The organism is Bacillus swezeyi, from assembly GCF_001969815.1.
Lineage (GTDB): Bacteria > Bacillota > Bacilli > Bacillales > Bacillaceae > Bacillus > Bacillus swezeyi.
This window is the reverse complement of record NZ_MRBK01000031.1, coordinates 70,981-88,700: the sequence shown is the minus strand read 5'-3', so window position 1 is coordinate 88,700 and position 17,720 is coordinate 70,981. Positions and strand designations below refer to the sequence as shown.

The window sequence follows — 17,720 nt, the reverse complement described above, 5'->3', positions numbered from 1 at the left end:
AAAACGAAGACGTCATCGACGCGATGCAGCTCAGGCATGGAGCTTGATAAAATGCTCCCACATCCTTAGGCCTCCGATTCACTCTCTCACTCTTTTAACACAGTATTCGGCGGTACACTTCTGTAACTGTCACATGTTGTGTACCTCTCGCTCATCCTCTCTGTCCATTTCTCTTATTCTCAAAAATATAAGGATGTCTCTATGAAGAAACATCCTTATCACATCTATTCTTTAAATTTTAACAACCTTAGCGCATTTAAAATGACGATTAAGGCTGCGCCTGTATCGCTTAAAACAGCCATCCAAAGGGTAAGCCAACCGGGAAAGATGAAGACTAGCGCAATAATTTTAATAATGATAGAAAACCATATATTTTGCTTTATAATGGTTAAAGCTTTTCTGCTTAGTTTTATTGTGTGTGGGAGTTGATCAAGGTGATCTGCCATTAACACAATATCGGCCGTCTCCATTGCTGTGTCGGTTCCTGCACCGCCCATAGCGATCCCTAAATCTGCCGTTGCTAGGGCTGGGGCGTCATTTATGCCGTCTCCGACCATAGCCGTTTTACGTCCCTCATTTTGTAGTTTCTTTATGATATCAACTTTATCCTCCGGTAATAATTCTGCAAAATAACGATTGACTTTCGCTTCTGAAGCAATCATTTTTGCAGTTCCTTCATGATCTCCAGTCAACATGACAGTTTGATTCACTCCGCTGTATTTTAATGTTTTCAAAACAGAAGCCGTTGTTTCACGAATTGGATCAGAAACTGCAATCAATCCTATCACTTGATGTTGTGTCCCTATCATCACGACCGTCTTTCCTTTATTCTGTATCTCTTGAACATGTTTCTTTACATTCTCTAAAGATATATTCATTTCAGTAAATAGTTTAGGATTTCCGGCATAAAAAAGGGTTCCATCAATTGTCGCTTGAATGCCTTTTCCAACAATATTTTTGAATAGCTCACCATTTTTAGCTTGAATTCCTTTTTCATTCGCATGATCAACAATCGCTTTTGCAATCGGGTGTGTGGAGTAATTTTCTAATGTTACAGCTATTGATAGTAATTCTTCTTCTGTCACATTCAACGCTTTCATTTCTGAAACTTTGGGCTTGCCTTCGGTTAAAGTCCCTGTTTTATCAAATGCAATCGTATTGATGGAGCCTGCGGTTTCTAAGAATGTTCCACCTTTGATTAAGACCCCGTTTTTTGCGGCATTCCCAATGGCAGATACGATTGCAACAGGAGTAGAAATGACTAAGGCGCAAGGACAAGCAACAACTAATAGTTCGAGCCCTTTATAAAACCATTCTCCCCAAGTGCCAAATCCAAGGAACGGGGGCAGCACCATGACTGCTAAAGCTAAAATAAAGACAATAGGTGTATAAATACTTGCAAACCGATCAACAAATGCTTCAGTCGGTGCTTTTTGCTCCTGTGCTTCTTCAACCAAGTGGATGATTTTTGATATGGTTGTATCTTCAACCAGCTTTGAAACTTTTATCTCCAGTGATCCATTTTCATTTATCGTCCCTGCGTATACTGTGTCACCCTGCTCCTTATCCACAGGAATGGATTCTCCTGTAATAGGAGCCTGATTGACACTTGATTCTCCTCGTATGATTTCACCGTCTAAAGGAATCTTATCACCCGGCTTCACGATGATGGTGTCTCCTATAGATATTTCCTCAACAGGCTTCTTCATGATCTCGGCATTCACTTTGACCCAAGCTTCAGGAGGAGCTAGATCCATCAGGTTTCGTATCGAGTTTCTTGTACGCTCAATTGATTTTGTTTGCAGAAAGTTACCGATGGCAAACAGCCAGATAACAGTAGCACCTTCAAGCCATTCACCTATAAGAGCAGCTCCGATTGCCGCAGCAGACATCAGAACATTCATATCAAGTGACCGACTTTTTATTGCATAAAAAGCACTCTTAACTGGCTTATAACCACTAATCACCATTGCAGTGGCGTAAAGCAAAGCAGACATTAATGCTGAAACACCAGTAAAGGATCCGATAAAACCAAAAGCTATTAATAAACTGGACATGATAATTAAGCCGCTTTCCTTATTACCCTTATTCAATTGTAGTGGTTGATTTTTTGAATGTAATGAAGCTTTATAGCCGATTTTAGATACTTCAGAAATCATCTCTTCGACACTGCTGGTATGTTCAATTTTCATTTTCCCAGTGGAGAAATTCACACTGACATTTTGAACTGATGGATGAGTATTAAAGTGATTTTCAATGCTTTTAGCACAACTTCCACAGTCCATGCCTTCGATATTGTATATTTTTATATTGTTATTCTGATTTATGGGTTCTATAGAGTATCCGAGTCTTTTCATTTCATTCTCGATCGGAATAAAAGCATCTGCGTTATTTGCAGTCACTTGCATTTTTGCCGTACTGTAATTAACCTTTACATCAACTATATCCCGTAAGGCCGTTAAACCTTTTTCAATTGTTTTTGCACAAGCGGGACAATCCATGCCATGAACTCTAAATTCTTTCCGTTCTTCAATCGTATTGGAGCTCGCAATCGTTACTTTTTGATCATGGCTGTTACAGCAATGAGGCTTTTCTGCACCGTCAGCTTCTTTCATCGTTGATTTGCTGCTGCAACAGCTATCGGCTTCTTGTGTACTCTTGATGGATTGAGAATGACTGCAACAATTAGCTTCATCCTGAATGACATCAGATACTGAAGAAGAATCGTTTAATAAATCTTTGTGAGTGTTACAACTCTCCATTTTTTCAGTTCTTTCGATACTGTTATTTGTACTACAACATTTGTCAGCCATTTTTAATCCCCCTAATCTATATGCCGGTCACAGCACGCCACATCATGTTGAACATCATCTAGAACAACATCGAACATTTCCAACAAATCCCTTATATGCTGGTTGCGTAAACTGTAGTAGCCATATTTCCCCTCATTCCTTCTAACAATCATTCCACAACCTTTTAAGCAGGCGAGGTGTTGTGAGATATTTGATTGATTACCGTTGATCTCTTCTACAATCTGGGAGACTGTTTTTTCTTTGTCTTTAATGCATTCAAGAATTTGAAGCCTTGTTTTATTTGAAAAGCCGTGAATTAATTTAACTTTTGTGTCTATTTTGTTATGTTCCATATGTTATCCCCCCTAACATATTAGATAGAGCTAATATGTTCTGTTGATATCATATTAGCTCTGTCTAATATGTGTGTCAAACAATCGAAGGCTGACTAAAGAAAAACGGAAATGAAAAAATGTCGACACCGGCTTTTAAATTAGCAGCTTTACGTGCACTGACTCCTTTTTGACAACAGTACAGGGGTTACCACAGCCTTCCCTTCTGTTGCATCTAATCCTATGGGTTAGTCTTTGAGTTGAAGAAAGAGAAAAGGCAGCGCGAAATCTCGAAGGAGCTCGGAATCTCGCGGATTGAAGAGGGTTTGTATAGGGCGAAGAAGAAGGCTCGGAATGATAATCATCATGACTCTACTTTAGAATTGTTAATTATATTTATATGGTTAATTGGCGTGTCAGAATACAAGATACTTTAACAAATAATGTTCCGGCAGACACTCATACGGAGCCAAAAAACAAGCGTCTGCAATGAACACTATGAATAATCTTATTTTCTTTTTCACATTTCTTCCTCCCTTTTCAGTTGAATTTCCTTTTATCTTATAAAAAGGTTTTATTTCACACAATACTTTTGTCAACATATATTCCCTAAAGTCAATATGCTTCAAAATTGCAAGGCCGGAAAACAAAATTCCGGCCTCTTTTTTAGTTTAAAAGCCAACTTAAACAAATTGCCGAAAAAATAAGAGCCACTATTTATAAATAGGACTCTCATAAACTCCATTTAAATCCAAATTTTGAAATACACAGAATCTTGTTCATTCATAGCATGATCCTGAAAATTGAAATAAATGTCCTATACATCTGCGTCTAGTTGTTTTAATCCCGCTTATTCCAGATCTAACCCTTTTCTATAGAACTAATATGCAGATGCTGTTTATCAGCATTCATTTGGAATTCCCTCTCCCCTTTAAAACATGATCGGATGTTTCTTCATGTTAGGCGGCACATGAAGAGGGTCTGAGCAGAACCAGCTCTTTCAAGCTTACTCGTTTTCCTTCTTTAAAAACGCCATCACAGCTTTTGTCATATCCTGCGCTTCTTTTGGTCCATCCGGAGAACCGAACATTTTATTTAAATCGCTGTGAGATAAGTTCTTGACTTGATAAACAAAATCAGACCCTGTCGCTTTGTTTGCGGTTTCTGCAAATTTGTAAACAGAAGGATCTTCCCAGCGGGTCACTAGATAAGCCGGCGGCAAATTTGAATTGTTTATGTAGGTGAGCGGTGATGCTTCTGTCCACACCTTTTCATCAGGGCCATACACTTTTTTGTAAGATGGAATCGCTTCGATGAATGCCTTGATATTCAAAGGTCCATCTAATATAACAATCGAATTGAGTGATTCCGGTTTTAGGCCGACGCTGTTTAAATATTTTGCATCTGCTGCAATTAAGCCCGTCAAGTGTCCCCCTGCCGAATGCCCCATTACATTGATTTTCGATTGATCAATTTGATATTCATCTGCATGATTCTCAACCCATTTAATGGCCTTTGCAACATCATAGGCCATATCATCATACTGAACATCAGGATGAAGCCGATGGTTGACAGACACGAAAACATAGCCGTTTTCTGTAAAAAACGCCGGCTTTGAGGCAGCCCTGCCTTTGTCCCCGCCTGTCCATCCTCCTCCATGAATGTAGATGAGAGCGGGATGTTTCTCTTTCTTCACCGTCTTCGGTGTATAGATATCCAGTGTCTGCTTTTCGTCATTTGCGTAATGAATATTTTCTGCATTCTTGTTTGCAGAACATGCGAATAAGCCAATACATACAGTGACTAATGCTGCCCATTTGATTATTCGTCTCAAATTTAAAACACCTTTCTTCTCTGGCCATGTTGTTATGTTAAGTTTGAATAAAATTATACACAAATTTCAATTTAAATGCGGAACTATTTTCCGTTACTCGATAAAAAGAAAGAATTGTTTTTAACTAGTCAAATATATCTAGATCCTCCAATCACTTTAGCTCTATTAAAAACGGACAAGCGGCAGCGAGAAACGAAGACATCATCGACATTCTCTGTCGACCGCTTCGGCCTTGATTTGCTGAAAGAAAAAATACAGCGGCAAACCGCAAAGGACTTCAGGATCTTGCGGGAAGCTTATTCGCCCCCCTTTTTACTGCTGCCTGGCTGTCGAGTAAAACAATATATTCTGACGTTTATCTTTTATCCTGTGAAAATCCCTGAAATTGACCCAGAGCCTCCCTAAAGCATTCATTGATACCTGTTGCGTGATGAAATTAGATCACTAAAATAAAGCATCATCGTCGTTAATCGAAAAGCGGTGTACGCTGAATTCGAGATTCACACACTGAAAGCCCGGCAAACAGCTGTGAAGCGTTTTACAAAAATGGAAATTATCTATTGAATTTTTAGGAATTTTATCCTATGATTAAAGACGTACATACAATTATAATCTGGAGGTTAATCATGAAAAAAGTATTAGTTTTATTTTTAACTATTTGTTTAGGAATTATTTTGGGGGCTTGTGGTTCTTCAGAAACCGCAAAAAACAGCGAGGATACTAAGAAAGTGGACACAAACGAAAACAAAAAATCTGATAGCGAAAAAGAAAATGAGAATGTACAGGAAGATGAAAATCTTAAAGGGAAAGATGTCTATACTAATAATAAATTGAACATAGATGGCACTGTCGGCCCTATGAAATATACTATCAAAAGTATTCAATTAAAAGAAATGCAGCCGAAAAATGAACAAACAGCCTCTCTACTCGGTGTTAAAGTTGGCGATACTGTTAATGCCGTAACAATTGAAATGTCAGGTGAAAATACATCAGATGATGATGTGAATTTCTATTTGGGACAGGCAACAATTGTCACTAATACTAAAGAACAGCTTGAGCCTGAAATGCTTATTTCCAAACATATTGAAGGAGAATATCTAGGAAAAGTTAAAAATGAAGGTGCAAATGTTTACATTTTGAAAAAATCGTCTGTTCAAGACTTGAAATCAATTGAAATACGGATTGATGCTCCGACAAACAACGATTTTGAACCTCTTGGAAAAGAAGTAAAACACACTATTAAAGTGAATCATTAAAGACGGCCCTTTTCAGGGCTTTTTTAAGTTAGAATAAAACTTATCCAACAAGATCCATCCGCTCTTGAAGTGAAAAATGTAAAGAGTCCTTTTGTGATAGCCTAAGGACTCTTCTTCCTGCAGATTCTAAGTGACGTCACTATCATGAGAAAGATAGTGGCAGCTCTTCTAAAGCTCTCATCAGAAAGTTCCCTTTCCATTTCATTTGTTCCCTTTCGTCTTTTATCTTTATATTTGGGCAGCGGCGCAATAATGCGGAAATGGAAATCTTTGCTTCCAAACGGGCAAGCGGTGCGCCGAGACAAAAGTGACTCCCGTGGCCAAAGGCAATATGGCGGTTGTTCTTTCTTTCAATATCAAACATCTCAGCATTCGGGAATATTTCTTCATCGCGGTTGGCGGATGCTAATGAAATGATGATTAAATCTTTTCGTTTAATCTCTTGCCCGTGCAATACAAACGGTTCAGCCGCCCAGCGAATGGTCGTTAATTCCACGGGACTGTGAAACCGCAATGCCTCTTCTACGGCTGAATCCATCAAGTTCGGTTGTTGGCGAAGTTTCTCCAATTGATCGGGATAACTCAGCAATGCGTATGTCATATTGGTGATTAAATTTACGGTTGTTTCATGCCCTGCAACGATAAGCAGCATAATTGTCGAGTACAGCTCTTCTGTACTTAATGTTGTTCCTTCGTCTTCTGCCTGAATTAATGCACTGATTAAATCTTCTGCAGGTTCGTTCCTTTTTTTATGAACTAAGTATTCCAGGTATTCAGCGAATTCTCCTATTTTATGATTGTTTTCCTCCATGCTTTCAGGTGTATCTGCAAAATCAATAATCGTTTGCGACCAAACCCTGAATTTTTGACGATCTTCAAGGGGAATGCCAAGCATTTCACTTATCACGATAATCGGCAAAGGGAAAGCGAAATCGTCGACAAGGTTCATGGAATGATTGGGTTGTACTTTATCCAATAAAGAATCGGCGATCTGTTGAATTCTGTCTTCAAGCTGCAAAATCATTCGGGGAGTAAATGCTTTCTGAACAAGGGAGCGCAAGCGGCTGTGATCAGGGGGGTCTGAGTTGAGCATATGCTTTGATAAAGGTTCTTCATTTTCCAAAAGAACGGGACGGTTCTCTTCTTCTTCGGTAAATACATTTTCATAGTTTTTCTTTAATCTTGCATCCTTTAATAGATGTATGGCATCATCATATCTCGTAATGAGCCAGCCTTCCCCCAGATCTCTCAAAGATACAGGGTAAAGAGAGCGAGATGCGCGCCATTCTTTGTAAAAATCATACGCTTCATCTTTAAATGCCGCCGAAGACAATTGACTTTCCGACAATATGGTGGAGCTCTTCTCATGCTTTGAAGACATTCAGACAACCTCCATCTTTGTTAATATAAGCCTTTAATAGAATTATAAACCACGACGGTTTGTTATGCTATCAATAACCAGCATTCGAACATTTCATTTTATCAGGGCATGACACTTTTAAATGCTGGTTCGATCTAAGTATTCTTAAATATATACACTAGTGATCTCTTACTTATTACATAAATTCTCATAGGATGTTATGATGTTTTGTAATAAAAAACAGATAGATAAGCCGCTTGAAAAAAACAAGAATATAAATATTTCCTTCTTGTATTATTCGCACCCCCAATGAGTGTGATGTTCATTAACCCTCCTTTCTCTGAAAAAAAGAGGTTTTTTCGTTTAATTGCCGGTCTTTATTTACTTTTACTGGCACTGGAAACGATTTCAAACATAAACAGTCCGGATTATAAAAATCCGGACTGTCAGGCTGGAATTCCAGCCTCTTTGTCATTGATTGACGTAAACATTCTGGAAAGCTGCCGTCGCATCCCAAACGTTTAAACCAAATGTTCCATTTGCAAATGCAGAGTCATCGACATCTATCACTAATCGATCATCCAGATAAATTTTAAAGTTGGTGCCGCTGGCCACCGTTTTCAAGTGATAGGTTTGATTGACATCGATCGGTGTTTTGTGTTCGGCGATGACAGCGGCCATTCCGTTTTCAAACTTGAAAAATTTGACGACGTCATTTTTGGCATCGACATTGGCAAGATAGCCGTTTTTAACCTCTTGATCAGCCCGAAACACGAGAGCTCCCGCCCCTCTTCCATTTCCATCCTTAACCGTGATATCAGATTCATATGTGAAGTCTGATCCGGATGATGAAGATAAAATGAAGGAATCGCCGTCAGAGCGCCCTTGCTTTCCATCAATTGTGTCCGCCCAAACACCGTTTACAGTCGTCCAGCCGGACAAATTGGATGTAAATGGCGACTGTCCCCATATTTTCTTCAGAGGATGGATCGTCATAGAGTTCAGTTTTACAAAACCGTTCGACGCATATACTTCTAGCCCTTTGCTCGATTGATCCGGGAAAATGATATCGGTGATCACCTGCCGCCCATCGTTTCCAAATACCTCGACTGAAGAGCGGTCAACAAAAATGCGCATCTTTACCTTTCCATTTACCGGACGCAGTGGAGCCGCATGCTTCCCGGTATTAAAGCTCGGATTGAAGGAAACGTTTCCGGACCTGCTCCGGTCAACGAACAATAAAGCGCTGTTTTTGTGATAGCCGATTTTTGTATATTGATTTCCTCCTTTTCGAACCTTAAAACCGAATTCGGCAGCCGATCCGGCATGCACTTGGAATTCTGCATTGATTTCGTAGGCGTCGCCAGATTGACCTGGCAGCAAATGACTGCTTGCAGACGATATGATGTTGTTTTTCCACCTTCGAGACGTCCCCCGGATGGATTGCAGCTCTGTTATTGGGGATTGAATGACTCTGTACCCATCAGAAAGCGCTTTCAATTTTAGCTCGCGTGGAATAGTCATCGCACTTCTCCATGGGGATGTAGGAACATCGTTTGCATATTGCCAATTGCTCATCCATCCCAGCCAAAGCCGCCGTCCGTCTGATGACGGGATATCAGACCAGGTGACAGCCGCATAGAAGTCTTTGCCGTAATCGGTCCATAACACTTGTTCTGGCGGGTTTTCATTTTTAAAAGCCGTTCCATCAAAATCCCCTATGAAATATTGCATGCCCGATCCTCCTGAAACAGCCCCGTTCCCAACACTGACTTGCAGCACCCATTTCTTTTGATTTGGATTGCCGTCTACAGAAAGCTCAAACAAATCCGGACATTCCCATACTCCTTCATGGCTTCCATGTCCCTGTCCAAATTCACTGGCATAAGTCCATTCCTTCAGATTGCTGGATGTGTAAATGAGGATTCGATCACCGGCCGCAATCACCATTACCCACTTTTTTGTCTCTTCATGCCAAAATACTTTCGGATCGCGAAAGTCCTTTTTTCCCTGGTTGGGAATGACGGGATTGCCTGAGTATTTCGTCCATGTTCTCCCTTTGTCATTGCTGTAGGCGATGCTTTGCGCTTGAACGCCTTCCCGATCCTGCGTATAAATGGCTACAAGCGGCTTCTCCTCCCCTGTCTGAAAACCGCTTGTATTATTCCAATCCACTACTGCGCTGCCTGAAAAAATCGTCCCTTTCTCATCCGGAGACAATGCAACGGGCAGGTGCTCCCATCTGACTAAATCTTTGCTTACCGCATGCCCCCAATGCATCGGCCCCCACTGTAATCCATAGGGGTGATATTGATAGAATAGATGATATTCCCCCGCATAATAAACCATTCCGTTTGGGTCATTCATCCAGTTTGCTTCAGGGGTGAAATGGTACGCCGGCCGATGCTCTTCATTATAGTAGCTTGAGTCGGCTGCATAAACAGGAAGGGCCGCAGAAAGTAGCAGCATCAACATGATTCCAATTTGCATGAGTTTTTTCTCCACTTTCAAACTTCTCTCCTCTCCTTATACTTTCATCTTTCCGACGCCGCTTTCTGCTGCCGCTAAACTGCTATGATTGTTAAAATCGCTGTCTGCAGCCAAGGTTCTGTCGTTGATTGGCCGCACAGCATATTTCATTTCACGGTAAATTTTTTGCCCTGCCGGAAGGGCCTGACTGTCTCGGTTTGCACTTTGCTTGATTTTCAGTCTCGCCTAAAACAGCTTATTTCAGGAATCCGGCCCAATAGCCAAGAATTCCGATGATGAAGATGCCGAATATAATGAGAAGAGGATTCACTCCTTTGCGCAGCATCCACGCCACGAGCAAGGTCAACCCTAAAGGCAGTGCACCCGGCATGATGCTGTCTAAAACATTCTGCACGGTCTGAACATCAACTTTGCCGGATTCATCCTTAATTCTTGAAACAACGATTGGAATGTTGATGGTGGTCCATTTTGAGACCAGAGCCCCCATCACAAACAGCCCGAGTATGGAAGCGCCTTCCGTCAGTTTTTGAATGCGATTCCCAACCAAATCCTGCAAAATTTCCATTCCTTTAACATAGCCGTACTTTAAACCGTAATATTTCGTGCTTAATCTTACGGCGTTAATTAAGAAAAAGAATAGCAAAGGCCCGGCGATGTTTCCCCCTAAGGCAAGCGAGGCTCCTAAAGCGGCCAGTACCGGACGCAATGTCCCCCAAAAAATAGGATCGCCCACACCCGCTAACGGGCCCATTAAACCGATTTTCATCCCATTGATTGCTTTTGCATCAATTCCTTTATTGTTGGCCATTTCTTCTTCCATGGCGGCTGTCACACCGAATATGGGCGCTGTCAGCCACGGATGTGTATTAAACCATTCCAAGTGGCGCTTGAGTGCTTCGCTTCTTTTTGCTCCCGGACCGTACAGCTTTTTAATCGCCGGTATCATGACATAGCAATAGCCCATTGCCTGCACGCGCTCAAAGTTAAAAGATCCGAGCAAAAAATTTGAACGAATAAACATGCTGAAAATTTCTCTTTTCGTCAATCTTTTTTCTGTTTCCATCATTTCATCCCTCCTTAATGTTAGGCATCAAGATCATCATCATCATAAACGGCCATGTTGTTGTCCGCAGCTGCGGCGACTGCTCCCTGCGCCTGATTTTTTTGCATGACCTGCTGATATAAAAATGCCAGACAGAGTCCAAGGGCTCCGAATCCTACTAAGTTAAAGTCAGTAAATGCCGCCAATAAAAAGCCGATATAGAAGAATGGCTTTAAATAAGGAATGTTCATCATATTGATCACCATGGCATACCCGACGACAACGATAATTCCTCCTCCTACCTGCAAACCTTTTGTAATGACTTCCGGAATATTCCCCAAGAAAGCTTGAACGGCGCTGACACTGATCAATGCCACGATCAATGTGGGAATCATGACGCGCAGCGCCTGAAACGCCATGGCGGTGATATGCATGATTTCGATTCCTTTAAAATTGCCATCCTTTGCGTATTTGTCAGCGCGGTGAATTAAAAAGACCGTGATCGTGCGGACAAAAATGGTCAGCGCCTGCCCTGCAGCGGCCAAAGCGACAGCGACGGCAATGCCTTCGCCGATTCCCTGATCAGCCGTAATGACTAAAATGGTTGAAATAACAGAAGCGATGGCAGTATCAGGCGCCATCGCAAGGCCGACATTCATCCAGCCCAGCGCCATCAGCTCCAGTGTTCCGCCCAGAATGATTCCTGTCTTGAGATCCCCGAGCACCAAGCCGACCAAGGTGCAGGCAATCAGCGGGCGGTGCGTCTGCCCCTCATCCAGTACACTTCCTATGCCTGTAATGGCGGCGATGATCAACAACAAAATGATTTGTATTGTAGTCATCTTCTAATTCCCCCTTTATGAATTGATGACATTTCTTACAATCTGCATAAAGTCTTCACTGTTGTCTGAAGGAAGCTGCCGCAATTCCAGTTTTACGCCTTTCTCATATAATGCTTCAAACGCCTCGATATCTTTTTCTGTGACGCTTACCGATTTCGTAATTTGCCGGCGGTTATTCTCGAAGCGCATCCCTCCGACATTGACTGTATCGATGAGTACGCCTGCTTCAATAAGTGATACAATGTCGCCCGGTTTTTCAAATAAAAGCATCGCTGTTGTATCTTGGTAGCGGGGACTATGAAACGCTTTTGCCATCTTCGAAATAGAGACGGCGCTCGCTTTTACATTTGAAGGTGCAACCGAAAGGATCAGCGTTTTTCTCATTTCATCAGCGGCAATGTCATCTGAAACGATGATGATTCGATCAGCCGCATGAATTTTAATCCACCGTGTTAAAACTTGGCCGTGAATGAAGCGGTCATCAATTCTTGACAAAACAATTTTCATAATAATTCATCCTCTCTTTCTTGATGGGCGCTTTTTATGTTTTCTAAATGTTCGCTGCACACTTGGAAAGTTTGTTGACTCATGTTTTTCAATTGGTTCAGCAATTCTTTAAGAGGCATATGTCCTCTCAGGCTTAAGGCTTCCAACAAAATCGGCAGGTTCACACCGGCTGCCATATCCATTCTTCGATCGTCGACGATGTACGGTGTGGCCGCGTTATATGGCGTCCCTCCAAAAATATCCACCAAAAAAAGCACTTCATGTTCTTCGGGAATGCCCTTCAGCGTCTGTTTATATTTTTCTTGCAATGTTTGGATGCCTTCCCCTTTTAAAAACGGCACCGCCATGAGGTTGTCTTCTTCGCCGAATATCATGCCCGAAGACTCTTTTAATGCTGTGGGAAAATGTCCATGACCACTAATAATGACTGAAATCATGATGTTTGCTCCTTTCCTTTTTCGTTCGCTTATTTATAATGCAAGTATCGTGCCAAGGTAGGAGTGTTAAGAATTTTTATTGAATCTTAAGTCGGTTATTTTTTCTTGATGAAACACATTCACATAAAAAAATAAACCTGTATTAAAATGGGGATCCATTTAATACAGGTTCGCGGGAAAAAGCTGTATTTAAAACAGCCTGCTTTTGACTACGGCTGCAATTCTTCAGCAAAAATCGAAGCGATAAACATTTTTTCATCACGGCTTATGTTGAGTCCAAGTTTTTCTTCATAAGGTATTAATGTCTGCTCAGTCAAGTGATAGACCTTTTCCAGTTCATCGGTTATTTCTTCTTCATCCGAAAAAGCGATCGGGTTCTGTTTAATCACCCTTTCAAAAGCAAAAGCGGTGTGCACGATGACTTTGATCATCACTGAATTGTTTAATATGATGCCTAATTCGTCCTGGATCGTTTGCAGCCACTCCAGTAAAATTTCTGTAATATGATACGGGTTCAAAAACACGAGATATTTTTTCAAACTATCCTCGCAAAGCTCCCGCACAATGATATTCGGGCTGGTTAATCCGCCGTTTATCGGAGCATGGCCTTTTGTGATCGCCTGTTGAATCATCTTTTCTCCTTCTCCTTCAATTAATACTTCCAAAGATACATGGGGAGCATCAATTTTTGGGTTTTTCGTTCCAACTGTGGCAACGATCTCATACTCTTGTTCGATCTTTTTTATGCTGTTTGCCAATTTAATCGATGAAACGGTCAAGATTTTAATTGGATCATCAGAAGCCTTGTTTACGATCGTTGTTAATATCTCTTCCAGCTTTTTGGCCGTTCCGCTGCCTGTCGTGCAAATGGAGACCAATGCCTTCTTTTTGCCGGATGCCGCCGGCTGTTTGTCCCATAATTCGATAAAATCCTTTTTAACTGAATCATAGATCGCATGCAGATTTAAATTCAAATAGTTCACCTTTCTCACGGCATCCAGCACCATTGATGTGGTAACATTGCTGATTGTTTTGATCTTTACGCCGGTTTTTTCCTCGAGTCTGCTTTCCAGCATCGCAAGCGATCCCATGTCAACAAGCATTAAAATGCCTTCTCCTTCGTCAACCTCCTGAATTTTAGCCGCGAGGCATTCGATGATTTCTGATGGGGAAACCGCAAGAGGCATATCGACTGCGACGATAGGGGTGCTGCCTAAAAGTTCAGTCGCCACTTCAACCAAGGAATTTGCCATGCTGTTGCCGTGCGCAGCGACTACAATCCCCACCCTTTTGTTTTCTTCCAATGATTTGATCGAATGAATCAGCATCGTTAAGTAGATGACTTCTATTTCCGGAATGACGACTCTGAAATATTCTTCAATCTTATCTTTAAAAATCAGTGCGACCTGATATTCTTTCACATGGGTATCGCGGATTTCGTCGGTCTCCTGTGTATTTAAAACATCGATTTGCTTTCCGCGCTTTAAAAATGAATCAATATGCATGCTTAAGAAATAGATGAATTTGCGGTCGAATTTGCAATTCAGCTCATGTTCGGCCACTTCTTTCAGCTCTTTCGTAATTTGAAGCACATCGTCTTCAACAAATTTCAGCAAGTTGTAGTTTTGAAACGTTCTTTGATTAAAAAAACTTCGAACATGCAAATGGATATCCGTCAAAATATACTGATTAATATCCTTTCTTGATAAGCCTTCTTTATTTAACATTTTGACTTTTTGCTCTATCAAATGATACAAATTAAACGAAAGGTCTTCATCAATCTTCGTTGTTTCATCCTCCACAATCGGCGATATGATGGTTGTAATGTTGACGTATTCAGAAATCATTTTGCTTCTTTCAATATTTTTGCTGCTTGAAATCCAGTCTTGCTTGATGTCCTCCGGCAGATCCCGGACGGTCAGTTCCACAATATCATCCCTGTCCAGATTATTTAAAAATCCGTGTGCACAAACCAGCTGTACATTCGATTTCAGCTGGCCCACATTTCCAAATTTCGCAGAATGAATCAGCGCGTTGTAGACATCAATGTGGACGCTTAAATTTTTCTTGATCCGCTCCGCTTCTTTCCCCAGTAAAAATGTCGTCAGCTCGACTCTTTCTTGCAGAGAGCGTTCTTCAAGCGAAGGAATATGTATCGTCATCGGAATTCTTCGCAAAAACGTTTTTAATAAGGCAGAGCTTGGGTTTTCTGTAGTCGCGCATATGAACAATACCTTTGATGTCCTTTTATGCTCTGTTTCTCCAAGCCGGTTATAAGTGCCGCTGTCAATAAAATAAAACAGCATTTCCTGTCCTTCCGGAGGGAGGCGGTGTATTTCATCCATGAAAAGGATGCCTCCGTCGGCCTGTTCGACTAAGCCGACTTTATCGTCGCCCGCTCCGGTAAAACTCCCTTTTTTATGTCCAAATAATTGAGAGAGCAGCAATTGGGGATTGTTATAGTAGTCTGCACAATTAAATGTAATAAATGGAGCGCCCGGCTTCAAAATTTCAGAATAAATGGCGAACTGATAAATCCGGTTGGCAAAAAGCGATTTACCGGAACCCGTCGGCCCTAAAAGCAGCATATGGAGACCGTGCGGAGGATAAAAAACAGCTGCTTTTGCTTGGGAGATCGCTTTCTTTAAGCTGCCTTTTGCCCCGATCATGAGTTCCAGTGGATTCGTAGAAATGTCTTGGCGCATCCTTTTTGGATGACCGGAATGCTGCTTCAGCTCTTCCACTTCCATATCGTCTGTATTCCATTTGCAGCCGAACGTTTTTTCCACTGTTTCAACCGGGACATAGCGAACAGGGAACGTTTTAACCTTGATGACCTTTTTGGATCGAACGAGGTTGTTCAATTCAAAGCTGACATTGGAGCGCTCCATTTGCAATTGTTGAGCAATTTCCTTTGCTGAATTTCCTTGCACCTTTAAAAGCTGATTTATAGTAGATTCACGAAAATTATCCAGTAGCTGATGGTATATTTTATCGATTCTTTTCATGTATATCATCCTTTTTTAGTGTTGGAAAAGCTGGTTTGGCATCAAGACCGGACATCCGTTTCCATTGCCGATTCGATTTCCAGGCCTTTGCCTCCTGGTTAGGATTGACATGTTCCTGCCCTATTTTTTTAAAATTCAGAATTTATTTATTTTCATTTGGTCAGTTCTATCAAAAACCATTGACGAATTTTAAGTCTGCGTCTTCCTCATGAAAATGACCCCAATCGGCCGCATCGAGAAAGGCCTTTTACAGATTGACAAACTTCCCTCTTATGATTTTGTATTCATCTTAGCGATCTAGAATCACTGTAATTAGTGTTTTTGCTTCATATATTTTCATAGCTCCCCCTCCCAAAGTAATAACTTGTCAATAGTTTACCATCCTCTGAGAATGCATTGGTGAAAAATCCCGATATCGATGAAAATGAAACTTATAGAATAGGTCTAAAAGCCCGATAAATGACAGCCTCGCATCATCTTCCTGATGTCTAGAAACAAATTGCCCTCTGGCGGAGTGTTTCACTTCAAACTTACAGACTATCATCAGGAACTCAGCCAATTTATATTCGAATATGAGAAAGCAGCGGGACAAGAAGAGACGAATTCAGTACATTTGATTGGATGATGGAAGGAATGCTGGATAAAGCTAAAAAAGAAAGCCGTCAAACGGATTTGTCATGGAGTATTTCTGCAGGAAAGTTGAAGAAATAATGAAGAAGGCCCTCAATATTTGAGGGCCTTGAACAGCTTTGTCTACGGATCGCAGTACATAACGGGAATATTCTGAACCTTTCCGCTACTTTCCTCTATGCTTAGCTTTAACCTTTTGTTTTCTCAAATGGTATTTTTGTTCTTTTTCTGCCTCCCGCTGCTGTTTATTCAAGCGCTTTTTCTTTTCTTTAGTTGCTTAAAGGTCCTGTTTCATTGCTATCCTGAGCTTTGGTAGATATCGGGGCATTTTTTCATTTCTTTAGAAACTTGGCGCTGCAATCTTTTCGGGTTTATCTTCCCTTTAGCTTTAGCTTCTATACGAATTCCTTCTTGTTCAAAACGGGAGACGATCTGGAAGAGCTGATGATGGACAAAATCCAGTACTTCCACATCTTTCGGCTCCTTGCCGAATATATGGCGAAATGCCCTGAGCCTGCCTTCTTGCACAACTTCAATGATCCCTACATAGAACTGGCCGTCATAATAAATCGTTAATTTCATAACGATTCCCTCCTCATCAAAAATAACCGAAGAATGATGGACATCCCGAGGAGGGGAAGGTTACTGACATGATAAAATGCATCCGGACTACCAACCGAATCGTGTTTTTTCATTCTCCAATATCAATTTAGCAAACTTTGCAATCAAATGAAAGGGGGTTTTGGTTGGCGCACTTGCAGAGTAAAATATAGACTGATAACCAGAGGAGGGAAACAATGGATAAAACAAGAATGAGCTTATTGGTGCTCTTGACTCTATTGATCAGTTCGATTTCGATGGGAATATTCGCTTTCAATTTTTTCAGCGCAGACAGATGACATCGGATTCGCCATAATGTTTACGGTTTTATGCGTCTTTCTGCTTTCTGCGGCTATTTACGGATTCATGAGGAATGCCAGCATTGACCGCTCAAAATCATGACCTCATCCCCAAAATGAAGTGTCCGCTTGATCAAAATAGACCGATTTTAGAACAGTCTCAAAGTTAAAATAAATATCCCAGACATCCAGGTCAATGCTCAAGAACGGTGCAGCTGATATGAAGGCGGTGTTTCATCATCAGGTATTTGAAAAACGCCTTGCTGTTCAAAACAGAAAAAGGCTGTGGGT

General features: G+C 41.2%; 11 protein-coding genes and 1 pseudogene. 1 reads left to right on the top strand and 11 read right to left on the bottom strand.

Annotated features, from left to right (window positions below; genetic code table 11):
• Positions 1-224: 224 nt before the first annotated feature.
• The 3 genes from BTA30_RS20260 to BTA30_RS20245 all read right to left on the bottom strand — a co-directional run bounded on the left by BTA30_RS20260 (position 225) and on the right by BTA30_RS20245 (position 4,958).
• Positions 225-2,762, bottom strand: coding sequence for a heavy metal translocating P-type ATPase (locus tag BTA30_RS20260; RefSeq protein ID WP_094777367.1), 2,538 nt, complete (start codon positions 2,760-2,762; stop codon positions 225-227).
• A 62-nt stretch (positions 2,763-2,824) separates the two neighbouring features.
• Complete coding sequence (locus BTA30_RS20255) at positions 2,825-3,145, bottom strand: ArsR/SmtB family transcription factor (RefSeq protein WP_076763512.1); 321 nt, start codon at positions 3,143-3,145, stop codon at positions 2,825-2,827.
• Between the two features lie 985 nt (positions 3,146-4,130).
• Entirely contained in the window at positions 4,131-4,958 is an 828-nt protein-coding gene (locus BTA30_RS20245; RefSeq protein ID WP_076763507.1) for an alpha/beta hydrolase, read from the bottom strand.
• A gap of 626 nt (positions 4,959-5,584) precedes the next feature.
• On the opposite strand from BTA30_RS20245, the gene BTA30_RS20240 reads away from it, so the two are divergent.
• Positions 5,585-6,214: a hypothetical protein gene (locus BTA30_RS20240; RefSeq protein WP_076763505.1), complete on the top strand. Its 630-nt coding sequence runs from the start codon at positions 5,585-5,587 to the stop codon at positions 6,212-6,214.
• A 142-nt stretch (positions 6,215-6,356) separates the two neighbouring features.
• Here the strand turns inward: BTA30_RS20240 and BTA30_RS20235 are convergent, their stop codons facing one another.
• From BTA30_RS20235 to BTA30_RS20195, 8 genes and pseudogenes are all read right to left on the bottom strand, one after another.
• Positions 6,357-7,595: a cytochrome P450 family protein gene (locus BTA30_RS20235; RefSeq protein WP_076763502.1), complete on the bottom strand. Its 1,239-nt coding sequence runs from the start codon at positions 7,593-7,595 to the stop codon at positions 6,357-6,359.
• A 450-nt stretch (positions 7,596-8,045) separates the two neighbouring features.
• Positions 8,046-10,079, bottom strand: a complete 2,034-nt coding sequence (gene sacC / locus BTA30_RS20225; RefSeq protein WP_076763528.1) for a levanase SacC — start codon at positions 10,077-10,079, stop codon at positions 8,046-8,048.
• A 220-nt stretch (positions 10,080-10,299) separates the two neighbouring features.
• Positions 10,300-11,127: a PTS fructose transporter subunit IID gene (gene levG / locus BTA30_RS20220; protein ID WP_076763500.1), complete on the bottom strand. Its 828-nt coding sequence runs from the start codon at positions 11,125-11,127 to the stop codon at positions 10,300-10,302.
• A 20-nt stretch (positions 11,128-11,147) separates the two neighbouring features.
• Positions 11,148-11,948, bottom strand: coding sequence for a PTS mannose/fructose/sorbose transporter subunit IIC (locus BTA30_RS20215; protein ID WP_076763498.1), 801 nt, complete (start codon positions 11,946-11,948; stop codon positions 11,148-11,150).
• A gap of 15 nt (positions 11,949-11,963) precedes the next feature.
• Positions 11,964-12,455 (bottom strand): PTS sugar transporter subunit IIB, encoded by a 492-nt coding sequence (locus BTA30_RS20210; RefSeq protein ID WP_076763495.1) that lies wholly within the window; start codon positions 12,453-12,455, stop codon positions 11,964-11,966.
• Positions 12,452-12,892, bottom strand: coding sequence for a PTS fructose transporter subunit IIA (gene levD, locus BTA30_RS20205; RefSeq protein ID WP_076763493.1), 441 nt, complete (start codon positions 12,890-12,892; stop codon positions 12,452-12,454). The genes BTA30_RS20210 and levD overlap by 4 nt, the downstream gene beginning before the upstream one ends.
• A 209-nt stretch (positions 12,893-13,101) precedes the next feature.
• Positions 13,102-15,900, bottom strand: coding sequence for a sigma-54-dependent transcriptional regulator (locus tag BTA30_RS20200; protein WP_076763491.1), 2,799 nt, complete (start codon positions 15,898-15,900; stop codon positions 13,102-13,104).
• Between the two features lie 796 nt (positions 15,901-16,696).
• Positions 16,697-17,112: pseudogene (locus BTA30_RS20195) on the bottom strand (YjdF family protein).
• Between the last annotated feature and the right edge of the window lie 608 nt (positions 17,113-17,720).

Coding starts and splice junctions, on each gene's coding strand:
- BTA30_RS20200 (WP_076763491.1), bottom strand. CDS start 15,900: ATGAAAAGAATCGATAAAATATACCATCAGCTACTGGATAATTTTCGT.
- levG (WP_076763500.1), bottom strand. CDS start 11,127: ATGGAAACAGAAAAAAGATTGACGAAAAGAGAAATTTTCAGCATGTTT.
- BTA30_RS20235 (WP_076763502.1), bottom strand. CDS start 7,595: ATGTCTTCAAAGCATGAGAAGAGCTCCACCATATTGTCGGAAAGTCAA.
- BTA30_RS20210 (WP_076763495.1), bottom strand. CDS start 12,455: ATGAAAATTGTTTTGTCAAGAATTGATGACCGCTTCATTCACGGCCAA.
- BTA30_RS20260 (WP_094777367.1), bottom strand. CDS start 2,762: ATGGAGAGTTGTAACACTCACAAAGATTTATTAAACGATTCTTCTTCA.
- BTA30_RS20215 (WP_076763498.1), bottom strand. CDS start 11,948: ATGACTACAATACAAATCATTTTGTTGTTGATCATCGCCGCCATTACA.
- BTA30_RS20255 (WP_076763512.1), bottom strand. CDS start 3,145: ATGGAACATAACAAAATAGACACAAAAGTTAAATTAATTCACGGCTTT.
- levD (WP_076763493.1), bottom strand. CDS start 12,892: ATGATTTCAGTCATTATTAGTGGTCATGGACATTTTCCCACAGCATTA.
- BTA30_RS20240 (WP_076763505.1), top strand. CDS start 5,585: ATGAAAAAAGTATTAGTTTTATTTTTAACTATTTGTTTAGGAATTATT.